Here is a 16,819-nt window from a genome sequence, read left to right as displayed (position 1 = left end):
CGTGGCCCTCCTCAAGCCGACAGGAAAGCCGGCCACACCGGCATTTGCAGATTGATGCCGTAGACGAAGGCAACCAGGCTGATGACCACCAGCACCGCGGCATTGAGCAGCGCGCCGCGCCAGGTGAATTCGTGGCTCGCCATCGACGCGATCAGCACCAGCAGAATCACCGACAGCACCATGCCGAGCGGCTTCAGCACCAGGCCGAACAGCACCACCGAGCCGAGCACCCACAGCACGGTGCGCAGGTCCCAGCGTGCGAGCCGGTCGGATTCGCCCGTCGGCGACATCGCGCCGATCGCCACCACTGCTCCGAGCAGCGCCAGCACGATGCCGAGCCAGAACGGAAAGTAGCCGGGGCCCATGCGTGCCGCGGTGCCCATGGTGTAGCCGCGCGCGACCAGCGAAAAACCCAGGCCGACGACGATGAACATCAATCCGGAGAAGAAATCGGTTTGTTTGCGTATTCGCATGATGGCGCCCGCAGGATTCGAAACGGTGAACGGAACAGCCATCTCCGCCTGTCTCGGCGCAGGCCTGTGTCGATGGCACTCGGGAATGTCGCGGCGCGCGGGCGCGTATGCCGGCGCGGCGACGGCAGGCGACCCTCGTCGTGGCGAGAGACGCTGCAGGGCAAGGGCTGGCGGACGTACCGGTGACGAACCGGGACCAGCGCCCTCACGACGGTGCGGAACCGTCGATGGCTACGAACGATACATCATGACGTGATGTATTGGAACGCAAACAAGGGTAATTCCCGAGGAATTCACCGTGCTGGTGCGGTGCCGTGCATGCGGGTTCGGGCCGATCGGGGTTTGGGCAGATTGGGGTTTGGCCCGATTGCATCGGGCCTTGGCGGCGCCGCGCCGTTCGCAAGCCTCGCTTCAGGAAGCCGGCGTATCGCCGATCGCGAAATCGGCCATGTGCTCGAGCGCACGGACCAGCCCGGAGTGGTCCCACGCCTCGCCGCCGAGCGCTTCGCAGACATTGAACAGCTGCTGGCACGACGCGGTGCCGGGCAGGCTCAGCCCGAGCTTGCGGGCCGTCGACAGCGCCAGGTTCAGGTCCTTCTGATGCAGCGCGATCCGAAAGCCTGGGTCGAAGGTGCGGCGGATCATCCGTTCGCCGTGCACTTCGAGAATGCGCGAGCTGGCAAAGCCGCCCATCAGCGCCTGCCGCACGCGGGCCGGGTCGGCGCCGGCCTTCGCGGCCAGTACCAGCGCCTCGCCGACTGCCTCGATCGTCAGCGCGACGATGACCTGGTTAGCGACCTTGGCGATCTGTCCGTCCCCGACACCGCCGACCAGCGTGATGTTCTTGCCCATCAGCTGCAGCAGCGGCAACACACGATTGAACGCGGCCTGCTTGCCGCCCGCCATGATCGACAGCGTGCCGGCCTTGGCGCCAACCTCGCCGCCCGATACCGGCGCATCGACGTAGTCGCAGCCGAGCGCTTCGATGCGGCCGGCAAACTCGCGCGTGTCGATCGGCGAGATCGAGCTCATGTCGACCACGACCTTGCCGCTGGTCAGCCCCGCGGCGACGCCGTTGTCGCCGAACAGCACGCGCTCGACGTCGGGCGTGTCGGGCAGCATCAGGATGACGACTTCCGCCCGTCGCGCCGCCTCGGCCGCGTTCGCGCACGCTTGCGCGCCGGCGTCGAGCAGGGGCTGCGGCGCGCCGCTGCGGCTATGGACGTACAGCGTGTGTCCACCTTCGAGTAGATGCTGGGCCATCGGGGCGCCCATCACGCCCAGGCCGATGAATCCGATATTGCTCATCTGTCTGCCTCATCGATCGAGTCGGGAACCGCCGGGCACGTTACGGATCCCGCGTGTGCCGGCGCCACCGTCAGCCGCGGAAGACCGGTGCCGGCGTGCCGAAGCGGATGGCCGTGGGCCGGGCGTTCAATGAGCCAGATTCAGTTGTCCGGGATCAGCCGCTTGCCGAGGCTGACGGTGGCATCGATGGTATAGCCCAGTTCGCGATAGAAGGCGAGCACGCCTTCGTTGTCGTTGCGGACCAGCAAGTTCAATTTCGGACAGCCCCGTTCGCGCAGCAGTCTCTCCGCTTCGGCCGTCAGCCGGCGGCCATGACCGCGGCCCTGGAAATCGCGGTGGACCGCAAGGTAATAGAGCCAGCCGCGATGGCCGTCATAGCCGACCATGGCGGTGGCCATCAGCCTGCGGTCCACCTCGCCGACGAGGAACAGCTCCGGCTGTTCGGCGAGCTTGCGCGCGATGTCGCGGTGCGGATCGTTCCAGGGACGCGTCAGCCCGCAGTGCTCCCACAGGGATACCACGTCGGTTTCATCGGACTGGCGGAAGGTGCGTATCTGCATGGCGCGCATCGGTCGTGGAGAAGCGCTCAGTGTAGCGCTGGCGCTTCACCGACGACCATCTATCGCGCCTTGATCACCAGGCTCTGCTGCGCCACGCCGATGGCACCGGCCTCGTCGTACAGCGTCGAGGTAGTCAGTCCGATCCCGCTGGGCTGGGCCACCGTGACGGCGTCCACGCCGACCCATTCGCCGCGCGGCTGGCGGTGCAGCGAGACCGTCAGGTCCGCGTTCGCGAACACGAAGCGGTCGAGCGGCAGCGCCCAGCTGATGCCGTTGCCGAAGTCGGCGGCCGCGACCGCGCGGGCGCTGGACGGCGTGGACCAGCCGTCGATCAGCGGCACCGCCAGGCGGAACCATGCGGCCGCGGGGCCCGGGTCGGCGACGCTGCCGGCCGCCACGCGGCTCTCCATCGCCGTGTAGTGAAAGGAAGTCTGTTCGGCCATGCCGGGAATCCGGATCGGCTCGCTGCATTGGTCCGGCAGCGGCAGCGGGCACGCGGTTGCCGCAGCCAGCAGATCTACCGCGCGCTCGCGCATGAATACCGCGACGCCGCGCACGACCGGCTTGTCGTCATGCATCAGGCTCAAGACCACGCGCCGCACCGAGCCGCCCGGCTGGATCTCGTGCGTGGCCTGCAGCGGCGCGATCGGTACAGGCCCCAGCAATTCCAGCGTCAGCCGCACCATCGACCATTGCGGCTCGTCGGCCATCGCGCGTTCGGCGATCGCGGCCAGCAGGCCGGCCGGCGCGCCGCCGTGCTGCGCATCCGGGCTCCACGGCCCGCGCGCCAGCGTCGATGGCAGGATGTTGTTGCCCACGTAGGCGAATACGCCCTTCGGATCGCGATTATTCGGCGAGGCCACAGGCCACCTCCCGGATCGGTACGGTCTCGACCGCGAACTGGCGCGCCCACTCGCGGAACTTCATCACCGGCCCGTCGCCGCGCGCCAGGCTCGGGCGAGGGCGATGCGCCTTGTGGTTCCAGATCGGCACGTCCTGGCTGACCTGCCGGATTGCCTCGTTGACCAGTTCCAGGCTCATGTCGGGCGCTTCGATCCCCGACAGCCGGGCCATCAGGCTGAAGCGCAATTCCACCTCGTTGGTTTCCCGCGGCGTGATCGCGTCGACGAACAGGATCTCGGCCAGATCGCCGATACGAAAGCGCACCGTGGCCAGATAGGGACCGTACAGCGTGGTCTGGATGTAGCCCCGTTGCACGCCGCGCGGCGTCTTGAACTGGTGGACGATATTGACGTCGAGCACCGGTCCGCGCGGCTCGAAGCGATCGACGACCGCCAGGCTTTCCACCCCGTGCAGGTAGTGGAAATGCGTGCTGTCGACGATGTTCTCCTGGATCTCCTGCCAGACCGTTTGCACCTGCCAGGCATGGCGGTGATAGCGCGACCATTCGCCGTGACCGTATTCCGGCAGCCGCGGGAATTCGTAGCTCGGCGGCCGGTCCTGCGGATGCCACCAGGCGAGGATCAGGCCATTCGATTCGACAGTCGGCCAGCGGCGCATGCCGCGCGATTGCAGCGAGGCATCCGGGCTGTACGGAATGCGCGTGCATTCGCCGCGTCCGTCATAGCGCCAGCCGTGGAAAGGGCACTGGATCTCGTTGCCGACGACGCGGCCGCCATGGCCCAGATGCGCGCCGAGGTGCCGGCAGTAGGCGTCCATCAGATGCGCCGTGCCATCGTGCTCGCGCCACAGCACGAATTCCTGCCCGAAGGCCCGCACCGGACGCACATCGCCGCGCTTGAGCGCATCGCCGTACTCGACCTGGAACCAACCGAACGCATAGGGGCGAAGTGGCAGCCGGTCCATGGCGCGTCTCCTTTCCGTCGAATTTTTTCCGAGTCTACAACCAGAAACTCAACCTTGCACGAAGAAATGAAAGCATAGATACTTCTTTCATGCCCTACCGTCGAACCCCCAAAGTCGAAGCTCGCCTGGCGGAAACCCGCGAGCGGATCATCAAGGCCGCGCTCAAGCTCGTGGCACGTGGCGGCTACGCCGCCGCCAACATTCCTGCGATCGCCGCCGAGGTCGAGATCTCGGCCGGCCTGATCTACCGCTACTTCGCCACCAAGGCCGATCTGTTCAACGAGGTCTTCAAGCGCGCTGCGCAGACCGAGATCGACGCCTGCGCCGCCGCCTTCGACACCGAAGGCACCGTGCGCGAGCGGCTGGCCCGTGTGGTGGAGACCTTTGCGCGCCGCGCTTTGCGCGGGCGCCAGCTGGCCTGGGCGCTGCTGGCCGAGCCGGTCGATCCGCCGATCGACGTGGCGCGGATGCAGTTTCGCGAGCCGTACCGGGCGATCTTCGCCAGGCTGGTCCAGCAGGGCATCGAGGCGGGCGAGATCGCGCCGCAGCATCCGCATCTGGTCGGCACCGCCATCGTCGGTGCCATCGCGGAAACGCTGGTCGGGCCGCTCAGCGCGCCGCATCCGGACGAGGAGGACGCCGATCTGGTGGCCAGTCTCGTCGCCTTCTGCGTGCAATCCCTGGGACCGCAGCCGAGCGCTGCCAACCCGTCAAGGAGAAGACGGCAATGAGTGACTTCCATCAGGCCGCACCGAAACCCGGCAATCGCTTTCGCACCGATCCGACGCTGCGGCTGACGCTGGAGCGGCTGCTCCCCGCGGAAGTATTCGCGGAGGCCAGTCCCTCGCTCGACCGGCTCGGCGAGCGCGCGGTAGCCGAACTGCTGCCGCTGGCCGATCAGGCCGAACGCAATCCGCCGCAGCACGTGCCCTACGACCCCTGGGGCCGGCGCATCGACGAACTGCGTGCCGATCCGGCCTGGCTCAGGCTGGTGCAGATCGGCCAGGAGGAGGGCCTGGTGGCCTTGCCCTATGAAACCCCCTATGGCGAGCATTCGCGCGTGGTGCAGGCCGGGCTGGTCAATCTGTATGACCCGGTCTGCGCGGTGGCCGACTGTCCGCTGGTGATGACCGACGGCGCCGCGCGGCTGCTGCAGCAGCACGATCCGCAGCTGGCGCAGCGCTATGTGCCGAAGCTGACCGCCCGGCACGACGCGTGGACCTCCGGGCAATGGATGACCGAGAAGGAGGGCGGCTCCGACGTCGGCCGCAGCTCGACCACGGCGCGCCGATCGAGCGACGGCACGTGGTTGCTGAACGGCACCAAGTGGTTCACGTCCGCCACCACCGGGCAGATGGCGCTGGCGCTGGCGCGGCCCGAGGGCGCGCAGCCCGGCAGCCGTGGCCTGTCGCTGTTCCTGATCGAGTTGCGCCGTCCGGACGGCAGCTGGAACGGTATCGAGGTCCGGCGGCTGAAGGACAAGCTGGGCACGCGCGCGCTGCCGACCGCCGAGCTGGACCTGAAGGACGCCATCGCGGTACCGGTCGGCGAGATCGGGCAGGGCGTCGGCAAGATGGCGGGCCTGCTCAATATCGCGCGGCTGTGGGCCTCGTGGGGCGGCCCGGCCGGTGTCGGCCACCTGCTGGATCTCGCTCGCGACTATGCAGGCAAGCGCGAAGTCTTCGGCAAGCCGCTGGCGCAGCAGCCGATGCATCGCGCGTGGCTGGCGCGCATCGCCGCCGAGTACGAGGCGATGCTTGCGCTCAATTTCCAGACCGCGGCGCTGATCGGTGCGGCCGAACACGGCGCCGACGGCACGCTGTCGCGCCTGATGGCGCCGCTGACCAAGCTTGCCTGCGCGCGCCAGGCGGTCTGGGCCGGCAGCGAGCTGCTCGAGAGCTTCGGCGGCGCCGGCTACATCGAGGACACCGGACTGCCGCGGCTCTTCCGCAATCTGCATGTGCACTGCATCTGGGAGGGCACGACCTCGGTGCTGGCGCACGACGTGTTGCGCGCGCTGCGCGCCCCGGAACATGGCGAGGCCTGGATCGAGGACGTGGTGCGGCGGCTGCGCGGGCTGTCACTCGATGCGACGCGCGGCCTGCGCCAGCGGATCGAGAACGCGCTGGACACGCTGATTCCGATGATCAACGCCCCGGAAGAGGCGCAAGGCCGGCGCCTGGCATGGGGCATGGCGCGTACATACCAGGCCGTGCTGCTGGCCGAGGCCGCGGAATGGCGGCTGCGGGCCAAGCGCGATGCGGCGGGTCTCGCCGCGGCCGAGCTGTTCTGCGCCGATGGCCTGGTGCCGGCAACGATTTCAGGGGCGGCTTCGGCGAGCGGCGGCAGCGAGATCGCTGCCGCGGCCGATGCGCTGGCGATGGGCGCGACGCGCCCGCACGCCTGATGGCGCCGGCCTGAACGGAATCACCGGGGAGGAAGTGGCAAGCCGGACAGCAGACGACGGTAGACAAAACGGCCGAACCAGCAACGGCCCCAAGGAGGAGACACCATGTGGACGATCAATGAGGCGCTGGACAGCGTCGCCCGGCAGCGCAGCTCGGATATCGCCATCGTCGATGGCGCGCAGCGCATCCGCTACGACGAGCTGCGACGGCGCGTCAAACACACCGCCGCGTGGCTGCAGGCGCAGGGCATCGGCAAGGGCGACAAGGTTGCGCTGCAGGGAACGCAATTCGGCCGCATGGGTGATCGCCTACTACGCGATCCTCGATATCGGCGCGGTCGCCGTACCGGTCAATCACAAGCTTGCCGCGCCCGAGACCGCCTATATCCTCGAGCACAGCGAGAGCCGGCTGTGGCTGGTCGATGCCGATCTGCATCGCCAGCTGGACGGCGCGCCGCCGGCCTTTGCGCTGTCCGCGGCGGGCAACGAAGCGGGACTGCCGTTGATCGCCCCGGACGGTGAGCAGCTCGCCTATCGGTCCGTCGACGTCAACGATGACGATCTCGCCGAGCTGCTGTACACCTCGGGCACCACCGGCAAGCCGAAGGGCTGCATGCATTCGCACGCGAACGTGATTCTCGCGGGCACCGGATCGAGCCTGGTCTATGGCCTCGGACCCTCGGATCGCGTGCTGCTGGCGATGCCGATCTGGCACAGCTTCCCGCTGAACAATCTGCTGGTCGGCAGCGCCTTTGTCGGCGCGACCGTGGTGCTGCTGCCGGAATATCACCCCGTGCGGTTTCTCGAGACCGTGCAGCAGGAACGCTGCACGCTGTTCTTCGGTGCGCCGATCGCCTACCTGATGGCGCTGAAGATGGCGCCGGACTTCGCCAGCTACGATCTGTCCAGCGTACGCGCCTGGCTGTACGGCGGCGGCCCGATCGATGCGGCCACCGCGCGCATGCTGGCCGAACGCTACCGCTCCGAGCGCTTCTATCAGGTCTTCGGCATGACCGAGACCGGTCCCACCGGAACCGCATTGCTGCCCGAGGAGCAGGTCGTCAAGGCCGGTTCGATCGGACGCCATGCGGTCAGCGGCTGCACCATCAAGGTCATGCGCGACGATCGGCACGAAGCCGGCCCCGGCGAGGTCGGCGAAATCTGGATGCGCTGCCAGTCGATGATGCAGGGCTACTACCGCGATCCCGCCGCGACTGCCGCGGCGTTTCACGACGGCTGGTATCGCACCGGGGATCTGGTGCGGATCGACGAGGACGGCTATCTGTTCATCGTGGATCGCGTCAAGGACATGATCGTCACCGGCGGTGAGAACGTTTACTCCAAGGAGGTGGAGGATGTGCTCGCCGGCCATCCGGCGATCTCGGAAGTGGCCGTGGTCGGCATGCCGCATCCCGAGTGGGGCGAGAGCGTGGCGGCCGTGGTCGTGGCAAAGGCCGATGCCAGCGTCGACGTCGAGGACATCCAGGCCTTCTGCGCCGAGCGGCTGGCGAAGTACAAGGTGCCGCGCCAGGTGCGCGTGGTCGAGGCGATGCCGCGCACACCCACCGGCAAGGTGATGAAGTACCAGTTGCGCCAGCGGTTGCGGACGGCTTGATCCGGCGGTGACAGGGGAAACGGTGAGAACGGGGAGCGGGCGAAGTCGGGCGGTCTGCCGGTGCCTGGGTCAATGCTCGCTGTGGCTGCTTGCTGTAGGGGCGTGCAGCGGGACTTGCAGCGGGACGTGCAGCGGGGCACGGCATGGCACGGCGGACCGTCCCGGTATTCAATCGGTTTATCCTTGTGCCTTTCCTTGACTCGACGGATGACCGCAATGACCCGACTCCCGCTGCTCGCTTCCCTTGCTTCGCTGGTTTCCATCGGCGCGCTGGCCCTTTCCGCCCATGCCGCCGAACCGGCCCAGACCCTGCCCTCGGGTGTCTCGATCCAGCACCTGACCAAGGGCAACGGTGCGTCGCCGAAAGCCACCGATACCGTCAAGGTGCACTACCGCGGCACGCTGACCGACGGCACCGAGTTCGACAGCTCGTACAAGCGTGGGCAGCCGATCTCGTTTCCGCTCAATCGCGTGATCCCGTGCTGGACCGAGGGCGTGCAGAAGATGCAGGTCGGCGGCAAGGCCAGGCTGGTGTGCCCGGGCAGCACCGCCTATGGCTCGCGCGGTGTGCCGGGAACGATTCCGCCGAATGCGACGCTGAATTTCGAGGTGGAACTGCTCGGCATCGGAGGCTGAACGCGCAGGCGCGCTACGCTGTCCTGATCGACCGCCGCGCGGCCTCGCATTCCTCGCAGCCCGTCTCGGGCGGATGCAGGAAGACCAGCGGGTCGCGAGCCAATTGCGGCAGCACGACATCGACGATGTCCCGGGCCCGCATCAGGCGGGCGCTGGCATTGCCGACGGGGCCTTCGCGCTGAAGGCCCTTTTCCTTGAGCCATCCGTCCACCAGCTCGAAGCGCTCGCAGCAGTGATCGTTCTCGAGATAGTCGATCCGGACCGGCTTGCCGTCCCGCAGCACCGTGCAGTGATGCGGCACGCCGTAAGGCACACCGGCCATCAGTTCGGCCAGATGAATCGTGGTGTTGGCGTCGTGGCCCACGCCGAGCAGCAGCACCTGTCCATCGAGCTCGTGCACACGGCCGGCCGGACTGGCTCCGATGTGGGGCGGCAACGGCAAGGCATCCGCGGTGATTCGGCGCGCCTGCGGTCCCGCCGCTGCGAAGGCAAACGGATGCTGGCTGCGGATGACACCCGGTTGGCGCCAGAAGGTGTCGGCGACGATGCCGAGGTCCCGCGAGGCCGGTGTCGTCGCCGGATCGAACGGGACATCGTCGTCCTCGGTCCAGGAAGGCATCACCAGCGTGCCAGTGGAGCCGATCGCGGCGCGCAGTGCTTCGATCAGGCCTGGCGGTCCGCCTTCGACCGGCCGGACATGACGAAACGAACAATGGACCAGCAGCGCCGCGCCCGGCGCGATACCAAGCGTGCGCAATTGCTGGGCCATCTCGGCCCGGGTCCATTCGCGTTGTCCGGCCATCGCGTCCTCTTTCGGTCAGAGCGTTTCGGCTTCGGCGAGCGGGTCGCTACCGTTGCGCTGGCGTTGCCAGCCGCATATGGAGTAGCGGGAACGGCCGGCCCTGTCCATCGAGCGGCGACCGGTCGAAGACGCTGAAACCCATTCGCTGATAGAAACCGGTCGCGGCTGGATTCTGCTCGTTGACGTCCACCAGCGTGGCTCCCATTCTCGTCACGGCGTATTGCAGCAGCGCCTTGCCGATGCCGCGCCCTTGCCACTGGGGCGCGACGAACAGCATCTCGATCTTTCCGTCGGCAACGCCGACAAAGCCCTGTATTTCGCCGTTGTCGCCGCTGCATACCCTTGAGTCGACCAATGCAAGATATTGGTTGAGAACGAGTGGCCGCAATTCATCGATATCGGCGTCGGTGAGGAAATGATGGGTCGCCCGCACTGAAGCTTCCCACACATCGGTCATGGCCCCGAATTCCGATCGGGATGGCGTCCTGATGGTCACGTTGATTTCCCGCTGTTTTTTGCTCTGGCCGCCGCGTATTTCTGCCCCCACTCGGCCACCGGCCCCAGGGCCCGATTCAATTCCCGACCGGCCGGCGTCAGCGAGTATTCCACACGCGGCGGCACCTCGTGAAACACCTCGCGGCGCACGATGCCATCTGCCTCCATCTCGCGTAATTGCTGGATCAGCATCTTCTCGGTGATGCCATCGAGCAGCCGGCGAAGTTCGCCGGTCCGCAACGGTTTGGCATGCAGCTCATACAGGATCAGCGCCTTCCACTTGCCGCCGATCACTTCGAAGGCGGGCCCGATGCCGCAGTTATAGGGTTGGCTGCGTTTCATGGACTCGATGTTCCTTGCCGCGGCGAATCGCCGTTACTTACCAGAAGGATAGTACCTGTCATTTTAGTGCGTACTTGACCATATAAACCGTACATTCCCATACTGGCCGCACCTTGTCATCTGCGGGAGCAAACATGAAAACGGTAGCGGTAATCGGTCTCGGACAAATGGGGGCGAGGCTGGCCCGGCTGTTCATCGAGGCAGGCATGCAGGTGCGCGTGTGGAACCGCACGCGATCGAAAGCCGAACCACTGGCGAGCCGTGGCGCCATCGTTGCCGCCACCGCCGCGGCGGCGATGGCCGGCGCCGAGGCCGTCGTCATCTGCGTGCACGACTATCGCGCGACCCATGACATCCTGTCGGACGTCGCGGTGAAGTCTGCGCTCAAAGGCAAGCTGCTGCTGCAATTGACCACCGGCAGCCCGCAGGACGCACGCGACATGGCCGCGTTGGCCGCCCGGATCGGCGCCGGCTATCTCGACGGCGCGCTTCAGGTCGCCCCCGAGCAAATGGGACAGCCGGACACCACCGTGCTGGTGTCGGGCAGCGGCGAGGACCATGCGCTGGCGCGCGAACTGCTCGCCGTGCTGGGCGGCAATGTGGTCTATCTCGGCGAGGACGTGGCCGCCGCGGCCACCATGGACCTGGCGACGCTGTCGTACGTCTATGGCGCGTCGATGGGCTTCTTTCAGGGCGCCGCGCTGGCGCAGGCCGAAGGGCTGGATGTCGGCGTGTACGGCGGCATTGTCGAAGCGATGTCGCCCTCGTTCGGCGCATTCCTGCGTCATGAGGGCAATGTCATCGACAACGGCGATTACGCCGTGTCGCAAAGCCCGCTGTCGATCTCGATCGATGCCACCGGCCGCATCGAGCAGGCGATGCGGCAGAACGGGCTGCGGAGCGAACTACCCTCACTGATCGCCCGGCTGCTGCGCGACGCGGAAGAGGCGGGATACGGCAACGAGGAGTTCGCGGCCGTCGCAAAAATACTGAGGGGCGCCGCGGAACCGGCGCCGGTTCGCTAAGCCGCCGGCGTTGCGAGGGTGGCCGCCACCGATCTACCGACCGACCGCGCGATGGATCGCCAGTGCCGCCGCGACCATGGCTTCGGATGACTCGAGCACGCGTGCCGGATCGTCGCGCTTGCGCAGGCCCGCGGCGCTGGTCGCGCGCGCCGCGCCATCCGGGCTGGCGGAGAACTTCACCACCGTCAGGCCCTTGGCCGGGTTGATGTAGATCTTCTGCCCGAAGCGCCCGCTGGCCTCGACGCTGCCGTCGCCGTCGTTGCGCTGGAACCAGTAGTTCCGATAGCCATACCCGTCGCGGCCCGGCGTGGTATTGCCGCGGGCGAAGCGCGCCTGATTGGTGGCCGGCTTCAGCGCAATCCGGACTGCCGCCGGCGAAATGCCAGCCGATCCATCGCCCGCCGCCGCGCGGCGTACCGCCTCGGCAAAGCGGGCGGCGTCGCGCAGCGTCGAGTTCATGCCGCCGCTGGCCATTTCCGTGGTCAGGCGGTCGACCTGCACATAGGCATCGTCGTCGGCAAAGCGCGACCAGATCATCTCGCTGACCAGCTGCGACCAGCTCTTGCCGGTGATCCGGCGCAACGCCCATGCCACCGCTTCCGGCGAACCGTTCTGGTAGTACCAGACACCGCCATCCACGCTGTGGTCGGGCCGGCCCGTGGCATGCACGACCTTCAGGAAGTCGTAGATGGTATCGGGCGCATCCGGCTTGCGCGGCACGATGCCGACCGCACCGAACAGGCCCAGGTCCGGCGGCAGCCCCTCGGGGTAGCCGACCGGCACCTCCATGTCGAGGTTCTGCTGCACCGTCGCTTCACCGAAGGGATTGCCCGCGAGCTCCGGCACATACTGCGCAAGCCGGGCCTGCGGATCGAGCTTGCCCTGTTCAATCAGCATGGCCGCCAGCAGACCGGTCACCGATTTCGTCATCGAGGCCCAGATATGCGGTTGATACGGGCCGAAGCCGGCGAGGTAGCGCTCGTAGACGATCCTGCCCTGGTGCAGCACGATGAAGCCGTCGGTATGCGTGTCGCGCAGATAGTCGGCGAGCGAGACGGTCTTGTCTCCCACCGTGAACGTGGTGCCGTCCAAGCCGGTGTCCGGCTGGCCATCCAGCGCCAGCGGTCGATCGGCGTGGCGAATGCCGGCGGTCGCCGACATTTCGCGGGCATGCCGGAAGGCCCAGCGCATGTACGGCGGGCGCAGACCGCTGCCGCGGCTGAGCTGCCGCTCTGGAGAGGGCGGGAAGCCTTGCATCACTTCGTGCTCGGCAACCGGGGACGTCGGGCGTTCATCCCGCACCTGGGATGCGGCTGGCGACGCAACGATCAGCGCGACGGCAAAGCAAGGCCAATGGCGTCGAATTGCGGTCGCAAGCCCTGGCGATCGGGTTGGCATGCTGTCTCCGTTCTTCTGATGCGGCGCGGTGAGGTGACAGCGCCGCCGTATTGCATGGTGCGAGCGGCGCGATACCGCTCGGGCAGCTCATCATGCGCGGGCTGCGGCAGGACAACAATGATGTGCCGGGAATATCGGCATAACCTTGCGGAATGGCGTTCGGGGCCGCGCCGGCGAAAGCCCGTTGGCTTCGGGCGGCGCGTGGGGATACCATGGCCTGCGGCAGTCCGCCGTGGCGCGCCGTTCAACGTTCGAACCGGGCCGCATCGCCGTTGCCGAACAGAAGGGCTCAACGTGATCGACCACATCGTCATCGTCGGCTTTGGCTGCATCGGCCAGGCCGTGCTGCCGCTGCTGCAGCGAACCTGGCCGTGGGCCGCCATTACCGTGGTGGATCGCTCGTTTGACGACCGCCGTCGTGAACTCGTGGCGGCGCACGGGCTACACGCGGTCGAGGCTGGCATCACCGCGGACACATTCTCGACAGTTCTTGCCCCGCTGCTGCGCCCCTGGACATTTCTGCTGAGCCTGGCGCCGTCCGTATGCAGCCGCGATCTGATCGCCCTGGCCCAGTCTCACGGCGCTTTCTATATCGATGCCGGCATCGAGCCCTGGGACTATGCCGGCGATGCGAACGCCGCGCAGCTGAGCAACTACGCGCTTCGCGAACAAATGCTGGCGTTCGCTCGCGGCCGCGAGCCGATGCCCACGGCGCTGGTCGCGCATGGCGCCAATCCGGGCATGGTCTCGGTGCTGGTCAAGGCTGCGTTGATGGAGCTCGCCGGCCATGCCGCGCTGGAGCAGGCCGAGCCCCGGCATCGCGCGCAGTGGGCGGCGCTGGCACGCCGCCTCGATCTACGCGTGATCCAGATCAGCGAGTACGACAGCCAGCAGGCGCCCGGCTTTCCGCGCGATGGCGAGTTCGCCAACACCTGGTCCGCGCAGGGCTTCATCACCGAATGCCTGCAGGATGCCGAACTCGGCTGGGGCACGCACGAACCGGCGCTGCCTCCCGGCGGCTACCGCCATAGCGATGGTTGCGGTGCCGCGATCGCGATCCATCGGCCCGGACATCGGACAAGGGTGCGTTCATGGTCGCCGTCGCACGGACCGTTCGACGCCCACCTGATCACGCATAACGAATCGATCTCGATCGCCGACTATCTGACCGACGAGGCCGCCGGCCTGCCGCCGTATCGTCCCACCGTCTACTACGCCTACCGGCCGACGGACGCCACGCTGGCCTCGATGCGATGGCTCGACGACCGCGGCGCGGCGCGCGTACGCGGCGAACGCATCCTGCGCGACGAGATCGTCAGCGGCGAGGACGAACTCGGCGTGCTGCTGCTCAGCGGCCGGCACGGTGGCATCTGGTACGGGTCGCACTTGAGCATCGAGCGGGCGCGCTCGCTGGCGCCGTACAACTCGGCCACCAGCCTGCAGGTCGCATCCAGCCTGGTGGCCGGGATGCGATGGGTACTGTCGAATCCGCGGCGCGGGGTGGTGGAGTCGGATGCGGTGGACTACGGCCCGGTGCTGGCCGATGCCGCGCCGTGGTGGGCGCCGCTGGGCGGGCATTTCACCGATTGGCGGCCGAAGCACGGAGCGACGTCTTTGGCGATTGGCGAATTCCTGCTCGACGCGCCAGCCGCCGGATAGCGCCGGCGGAATGGATTTTCCATCTCTTCCACCACCATCCATTTAGCGCCGCCGGAAAAAGATCCTTCGCCAAACCATGGGAATTTCAGCGGCATTTGGCGTTAATCACCCCGTGCATTACCTGGTGTATATTTCGCCGATTCCCGAACCATCGCCAATTTGCCGGGTTGTTTTTGCATTTCGACCCGTATCGAATGCGATTGCCGCGATTGCCGCGACGGCTGCGTATCGGCATGCAAGGTATTAATACCGTTGCCATTCGGGAGCGCGCCGTAAATCAACGGAATTGGAACCGGGAAAAATGACAACACTCTTTCGCCATGCCGCAATTCGCCCGCGGCGCCTACTGCAGCGGCCGGGCCAATGGCTGTTGCTGCTGATGTGCCTGTGCTTGGTGTCACTGCTATCCGCGTGCGGCGGCGATGATGACGACGACAAGCAGGCGCCCTCGCCAACCCCGACTCTGCAGGCGCCGGCAGGCCTCAGTTACGGCATGTCGTCGGTGGTCTACGAACTCGGCAAGCCTATCGTGCCAAATCGTCCCAGCGCGAGCGGGGGTACGGTGGAGCGCTACAGCATCGCACCGGCATTGCCCGCGGGCCTGTTGCTCGATGCGGTCACCGGCGTCATTTCTGGGACGCCCACGACTGTAGTCCCGTCGACGGTCCATGTCGTCACGGCGGAGAACGGCGCTGGAAGCGCGACCACCCGCGTGCAGATTGAAGTGCGCAACGCGGCGGTGGCCCCAAGCCAATTGGCTTACCGCGAGTCCGCGGTCGTCTATACCGTGGGCGAGCCGATTGTCGCGAACGGACCCGGCAACGGTGGCGGACCGATCGATGCGTACACCATTGCGCCGGCGCTGCCGGCCGGCCTCGCATTCGATACGCAGACGGGCGTGATCAGCGGCACGCCAACTGTTGCCGCAGCCGAAGCCACCTATACCGTGACGGGCACCAATGCGGCGGGGCAGACAACAACCACGCTGCGCATCGCGGTGGAAGCCGCGGTGGTGGCGCCCACTGGGCTGGCCTACGTCCAGCCTTCCGCGCTGTACGTCGCGGGCGAAGCGATCGTTCCGAACACACCGGTCGTGACCGGCGGCGCCGCGGCCAGCTTTTCGGTGAGCCCCGCGCTGCCCACAGGCCTGAGCCTGAACATCCAGACCGGCGTGATCGCGGGAACGCCCACGGCGATCCAACTGCAGAAGGTCTACACGGTTACCGCCACGAACAAGGCAGGCAGTACGTCGGCCCAGGTCCGCATTGCGGTGACCGGGCGTGGCAGCTGGGCGCCGGTCGCCTCGCTGCCCGGTCCGATGCATTACATGACGGGGACCACGTTGAACAGCGGCAAGGTTCTGGTTGCAGGCGGTTATCTGGCATCGGCACCGAGCGCGTCTGCTTTTCTCTACGATCCGGCCACGAACGCCTGGGCGGCCACGGCAAGCATGGCGACTTCCCGGGTCGAAGCCACGGCGACTCGTCTCAATGACGGCAAGGTGTTGGTTGCCGGGGGTGGCAGCGCTACTGCGGAGGTCTACGATCCTGCCACCGGTACCTGGCAGGCAACCGGCAGCATGTCGGAGGCCCGCTCCAGGCACACGGCAACGCTGCTGCCTGACGGCAAGGTCCTGGTCATCGGCGGCAACCTCGCTAGCGACCGGAGTTCGACGGCCGAGAGGTACGATCCGGCTACCAACGCCTGGACGCCGATGACGACGGCCCTGGGCTCTCCCCGCGGTCAGCATGCCGCGACGCTCCTCCCCGGGGGCGCCTCAATCCTGCTGGTCGGTGGCATTGGCACGATGGGTTTCAACATGACCGCCGAGCTGTATCCGGTGGACGATAGTGGGACGATCACGCCGGTGCCGTACCCGGGCGGGGGCAGTAACGTCGCACAATCCGAATTGCTGGGCAACGGCAAGGTGCTCGTGACCGGCATAGGTAACACGGGCTGGCTTTACGACCCTGTTGCCTCGACCTGGACATCGAGCGTCATGAATGCGGCGCGGACACTGCCCGCGATGGTGCTCCTGCCCGATGGCCGTGTCCTGGTGGCCGGTGGATCGAACACGGGGACGCTGGCGAGCGCGGAGATCTATAACCCGGACACCAACGTCTGGACCGTGGCGGCGTCGATGTCGGTGGCGCGCCGCGCCCCGGTGGCGACGGTGCTTTCCGATGGGACCGTGTTGGCCATTGGCGGCGCGAATTCGTCCAACGTCGACGCGGTGGAGCGGTTTTCGCCATAGTCGAATGGCCGGGGAGCC

The 16,819-nt window shown here is 67.1% G+C and carries 15 protein-coding genes and 1 pseudogene; 7 read left to right on the top strand and 9 right to left on the bottom strand.

What is annotated here, in order from left to right; translation table 11 throughout:
• Positions 1 to 11: 11 nt before the first annotated feature.
• From F7Q96_RS19435 to F7Q96_RS19415, 5 genes are all read right to left on the bottom strand, one after another.
• The gene (locus F7Q96_RS19435; RefSeq protein WP_053823264.1) at positions 12 to 473 is read right to left on the bottom strand and encodes a tripartite tricarboxylate transporter TctB family protein; all 462 of its coding nucleotides are present in this window, start codon (positions 471 to 473) and stop codon (positions 12 to 14) included.
• A gap of 411 nt (positions 474 to 884) precedes the next feature.
• On the bottom strand, positions 885 to 1,781 hold the full coding sequence (locus F7Q96_RS19430; protein WP_053822912.1) for a 2-hydroxy-3-oxopropionate reductase: 897 nt from the start codon (positions 1,779 to 1,781) through the stop codon (positions 885 to 887).
• 140 nt (positions 1,782 to 1,921) lie between these two features.
• Positions 1,922 to 2,341: a GNAT family acetyltransferase gene (locus F7Q96_RS19425; protein WP_053823265.1), complete on the bottom strand. Its 420-nt coding sequence runs from the start codon at positions 2,339 to 2,341 to the stop codon at positions 1,922 to 1,924.
• A 59-nt stretch (positions 2,342 to 2,400) separates the two neighbouring features.
• Positions 2,401 to 3,204 (bottom strand): thioesterase family protein, encoded by an 804-nt coding sequence (locus F7Q96_RS19420; RefSeq protein WP_053822913.1) that lies wholly within the window; start codon positions 3,202 to 3,204, stop codon positions 2,401 to 2,403.
• Positions 3,188 to 4,168, bottom strand: coding sequence for a Rieske 2Fe-2S domain-containing protein (locus F7Q96_RS19415; protein WP_053822914.1), 981 nt, complete (start codon positions 4,166 to 4,168; stop codon positions 3,188 to 3,190). Before F7Q96_RS19415 ends, F7Q96_RS19420 begins: the two co-directional genes overlap by 17 nt.
• Between F7Q96_RS19415 and F7Q96_RS19410 the strand changes: the two genes are divergently transcribed.
• The 4 genes and pseudogenes from F7Q96_RS19410 to F7Q96_RS19395 all read left to right on the top strand — a co-directional run bounded on the left by F7Q96_RS19410 (position 4,153) and on the right by F7Q96_RS19395 (position 8,826).
• Complete coding sequence (locus F7Q96_RS19410; RefSeq protein ID WP_249041692.1) at positions 4,153 to 4,899, top strand: TetR/AcrR family transcriptional regulator; 747 nt, start codon at positions 4,153 to 4,155, stop codon at positions 4,897 to 4,899. The two genes, F7Q96_RS19415 and F7Q96_RS19410, sit on opposite strands and share 16 nt — an antisense overlap.
• The gene (locus F7Q96_RS19405; protein WP_053822916.1) at positions 4,896 to 6,575 is read left to right on the top strand and encodes an acyl-CoA dehydrogenase family protein; all 1,680 of its coding nucleotides are present in this window, start codon (positions 4,896 to 4,898) and stop codon (positions 6,573 to 6,575) included. The genes F7Q96_RS19410 and F7Q96_RS19405 overlap by 4 nt, the downstream gene beginning before the upstream one ends.
• Before the next feature lie 105 nt (positions 6,576 to 6,680).
• A pseudogene (locus F7Q96_RS19400) lies at positions 6,681 to 8,190 on the top strand (class I adenylate-forming enzyme family protein).
• Between the two features lie 216 nt (positions 8,191 to 8,406).
• Complete coding sequence (locus F7Q96_RS19395; RefSeq protein WP_053823266.1) at positions 8,407 to 8,826, top strand: FKBP-type peptidyl-prolyl cis-trans isomerase; 420 nt, start codon at positions 8,407 to 8,409, stop codon at positions 8,824 to 8,826.
• Positions 8,827 to 8,839: 13 nt separating this feature from the next.
• Here F7Q96_RS19395 and aac(3)-IV read toward each other — a convergent pair whose 3' ends face one another.
• Genes aac(3)-IV through F7Q96_RS19380 form a run of 3 tightly spaced genes read right to left on the bottom strand, consistent with a single transcriptional unit; the run spans position 8,840 to position 10,465 of the window.
• On the bottom strand, positions 8,840 to 9,628 hold the full coding sequence (aac(3)-IV, locus tag F7Q96_RS19390) for an AAC(3)-IV family aminoglycoside N-acetyltransferase (protein ID WP_053822917.1): 789 nt from the start codon (positions 9,626 to 9,628) through the stop codon (positions 8,840 to 8,842).
• A 46-nt stretch (positions 9,629 to 9,674) separates the two neighbouring features.
• On the bottom strand, positions 9,675 to 10,085 hold the full coding sequence (locus tag F7Q96_RS19385; protein ID WP_053822918.1) for a GNAT family N-acetyltransferase: 411 nt from the start codon (positions 10,083 to 10,085) through the stop codon (positions 9,675 to 9,677).
• A gap of 35 nt (positions 10,086 to 10,120) precedes the next feature.
• Entirely contained in the window at positions 10,121 to 10,465 is a 345-nt protein-coding gene (locus tag F7Q96_RS19380) for a winged helix-turn-helix transcriptional regulator (RefSeq protein WP_053822919.1), read from the bottom strand.
• A gap of 134 nt (positions 10,466 to 10,599) precedes the next feature.
• On the opposite strand from F7Q96_RS19380, the gene F7Q96_RS19375 reads away from it, so the two are divergent.
• Positions 10,600 to 11,490, top strand: coding sequence for an NAD(P)-dependent oxidoreductase (locus F7Q96_RS19375; protein ID WP_053822920.1), 891 nt, complete (start codon positions 10,600 to 10,602; stop codon positions 11,488 to 11,490).
• Between the two features lie 33 nt (positions 11,491 to 11,523).
• Here F7Q96_RS19375 and F7Q96_RS19370 read toward each other — a convergent pair whose 3' ends face one another.
• Positions 11,524 to 12,792, bottom strand: coding sequence for a serine hydrolase domain-containing protein (locus F7Q96_RS19370; RefSeq protein WP_226994799.1), 1,269 nt, complete (start codon positions 12,790 to 12,792; stop codon positions 11,524 to 11,526).
• Between F7Q96_RS19370 and F7Q96_RS19365 the strand changes: the two genes are divergently transcribed.
• Positions 12,742 to 14,547 carry a saccharopine dehydrogenase NADP-binding domain-containing protein gene (locus tag F7Q96_RS19365; RefSeq protein WP_226994800.1) on the top strand — a complete coding sequence of 602 codons (1,806 nt, stop codon included), beginning with the start codon at positions 12,742 to 12,744 and terminating at the stop codon, positions 14,545 to 14,547. The genes F7Q96_RS19370 and F7Q96_RS19365 overlap by 51 nt on opposite strands.
• Positions 14,548 to 14,848: 301 nt before the next feature.
• The gene (locus tag F7Q96_RS19360; protein WP_053822923.1) at positions 14,849 to 16,801 is read left to right on the top strand and encodes a putative Ig domain-containing protein; all 1,953 of its coding nucleotides are present in this window, start codon (positions 14,849 to 14,851) and stop codon (positions 16,799 to 16,801) included.
• The last annotated feature ends 18 nt before the right edge of the window (positions 16,802 to 16,819 follow it).

This window comes from Cupriavidus gilardii (assembly GCF_008801915.1).
Classification (GTDB): Bacteria; Pseudomonadota; Gammaproteobacteria; order Burkholderiales; family Burkholderiaceae; genus Cupriavidus; species Cupriavidus gilardii.
This window is presented reverse-complemented; position numbering and strand designations above follow the sequence as displayed.

Excerpts from the sequence above, each read along its gene's own strand:
- F7Q96_RS19405 (WP_053822916.1), top strand. The coding sequence starts at position 4,896 with ATGAGTGACTTCCATCAGGCCGCACCGAAACCCGGCAATCGCTTTCGC.
- F7Q96_RS19435 (WP_053823264.1), bottom strand. The coding sequence starts at position 473 with ATGCGAATACGCAAACAAACCGATTTCTTCTCCGGATTGATGTTCATC.
- F7Q96_RS19375 (WP_053822920.1), top strand. The coding sequence starts at position 10,600 with ATGAAAACGGTAGCGGTAATCGGTCTCGGACAAATGGGGGCGAGGCTG.
- F7Q96_RS19395 (WP_053823266.1), top strand. The coding sequence starts at position 8,407 with ATGACCCGACTCCCGCTGCTCGCTTCCCTTGCTTCGCTGGTTTCCATC.
- F7Q96_RS19415 (WP_053822914.1), bottom strand. The coding sequence starts at position 4,168 with ATGGACCGGCTGCCACTTCGCCCCTATGCGTTCGGTTGGTTCCAGGTC.
- F7Q96_RS19425 (WP_053823265.1), bottom strand. The coding sequence starts at position 2,341 with ATGCAGATACGCACCTTCCGCCAGTCCGATGAAACCGACGTGGTATCC.
- F7Q96_RS19360 (WP_053822923.1), top strand. The coding sequence starts at position 14,849 with ATGACAACACTCTTTCGCCATGCCGCAATTCGCCCGCGGCGCCTACTG.
- F7Q96_RS19380 (WP_053822919.1), bottom strand. The coding sequence starts at position 10,465 with ATGAAACGCAGCCAACCCTATAACTGCGGCATCGGGCCCGCCTTCGAA.
- F7Q96_RS19385 (WP_053822918.1), bottom strand. The coding sequence starts at position 10,085 with ATGACCGATGTGTGGGAAGCTTCAGTGCGGGCGACCCATCATTTCCTC.
- F7Q96_RS19430 (WP_053822912.1), bottom strand. The coding sequence starts at position 1,781 with ATGAGCAATATCGGATTCATCGGCCTGGGCGTGATGGGCGCCCCGATG.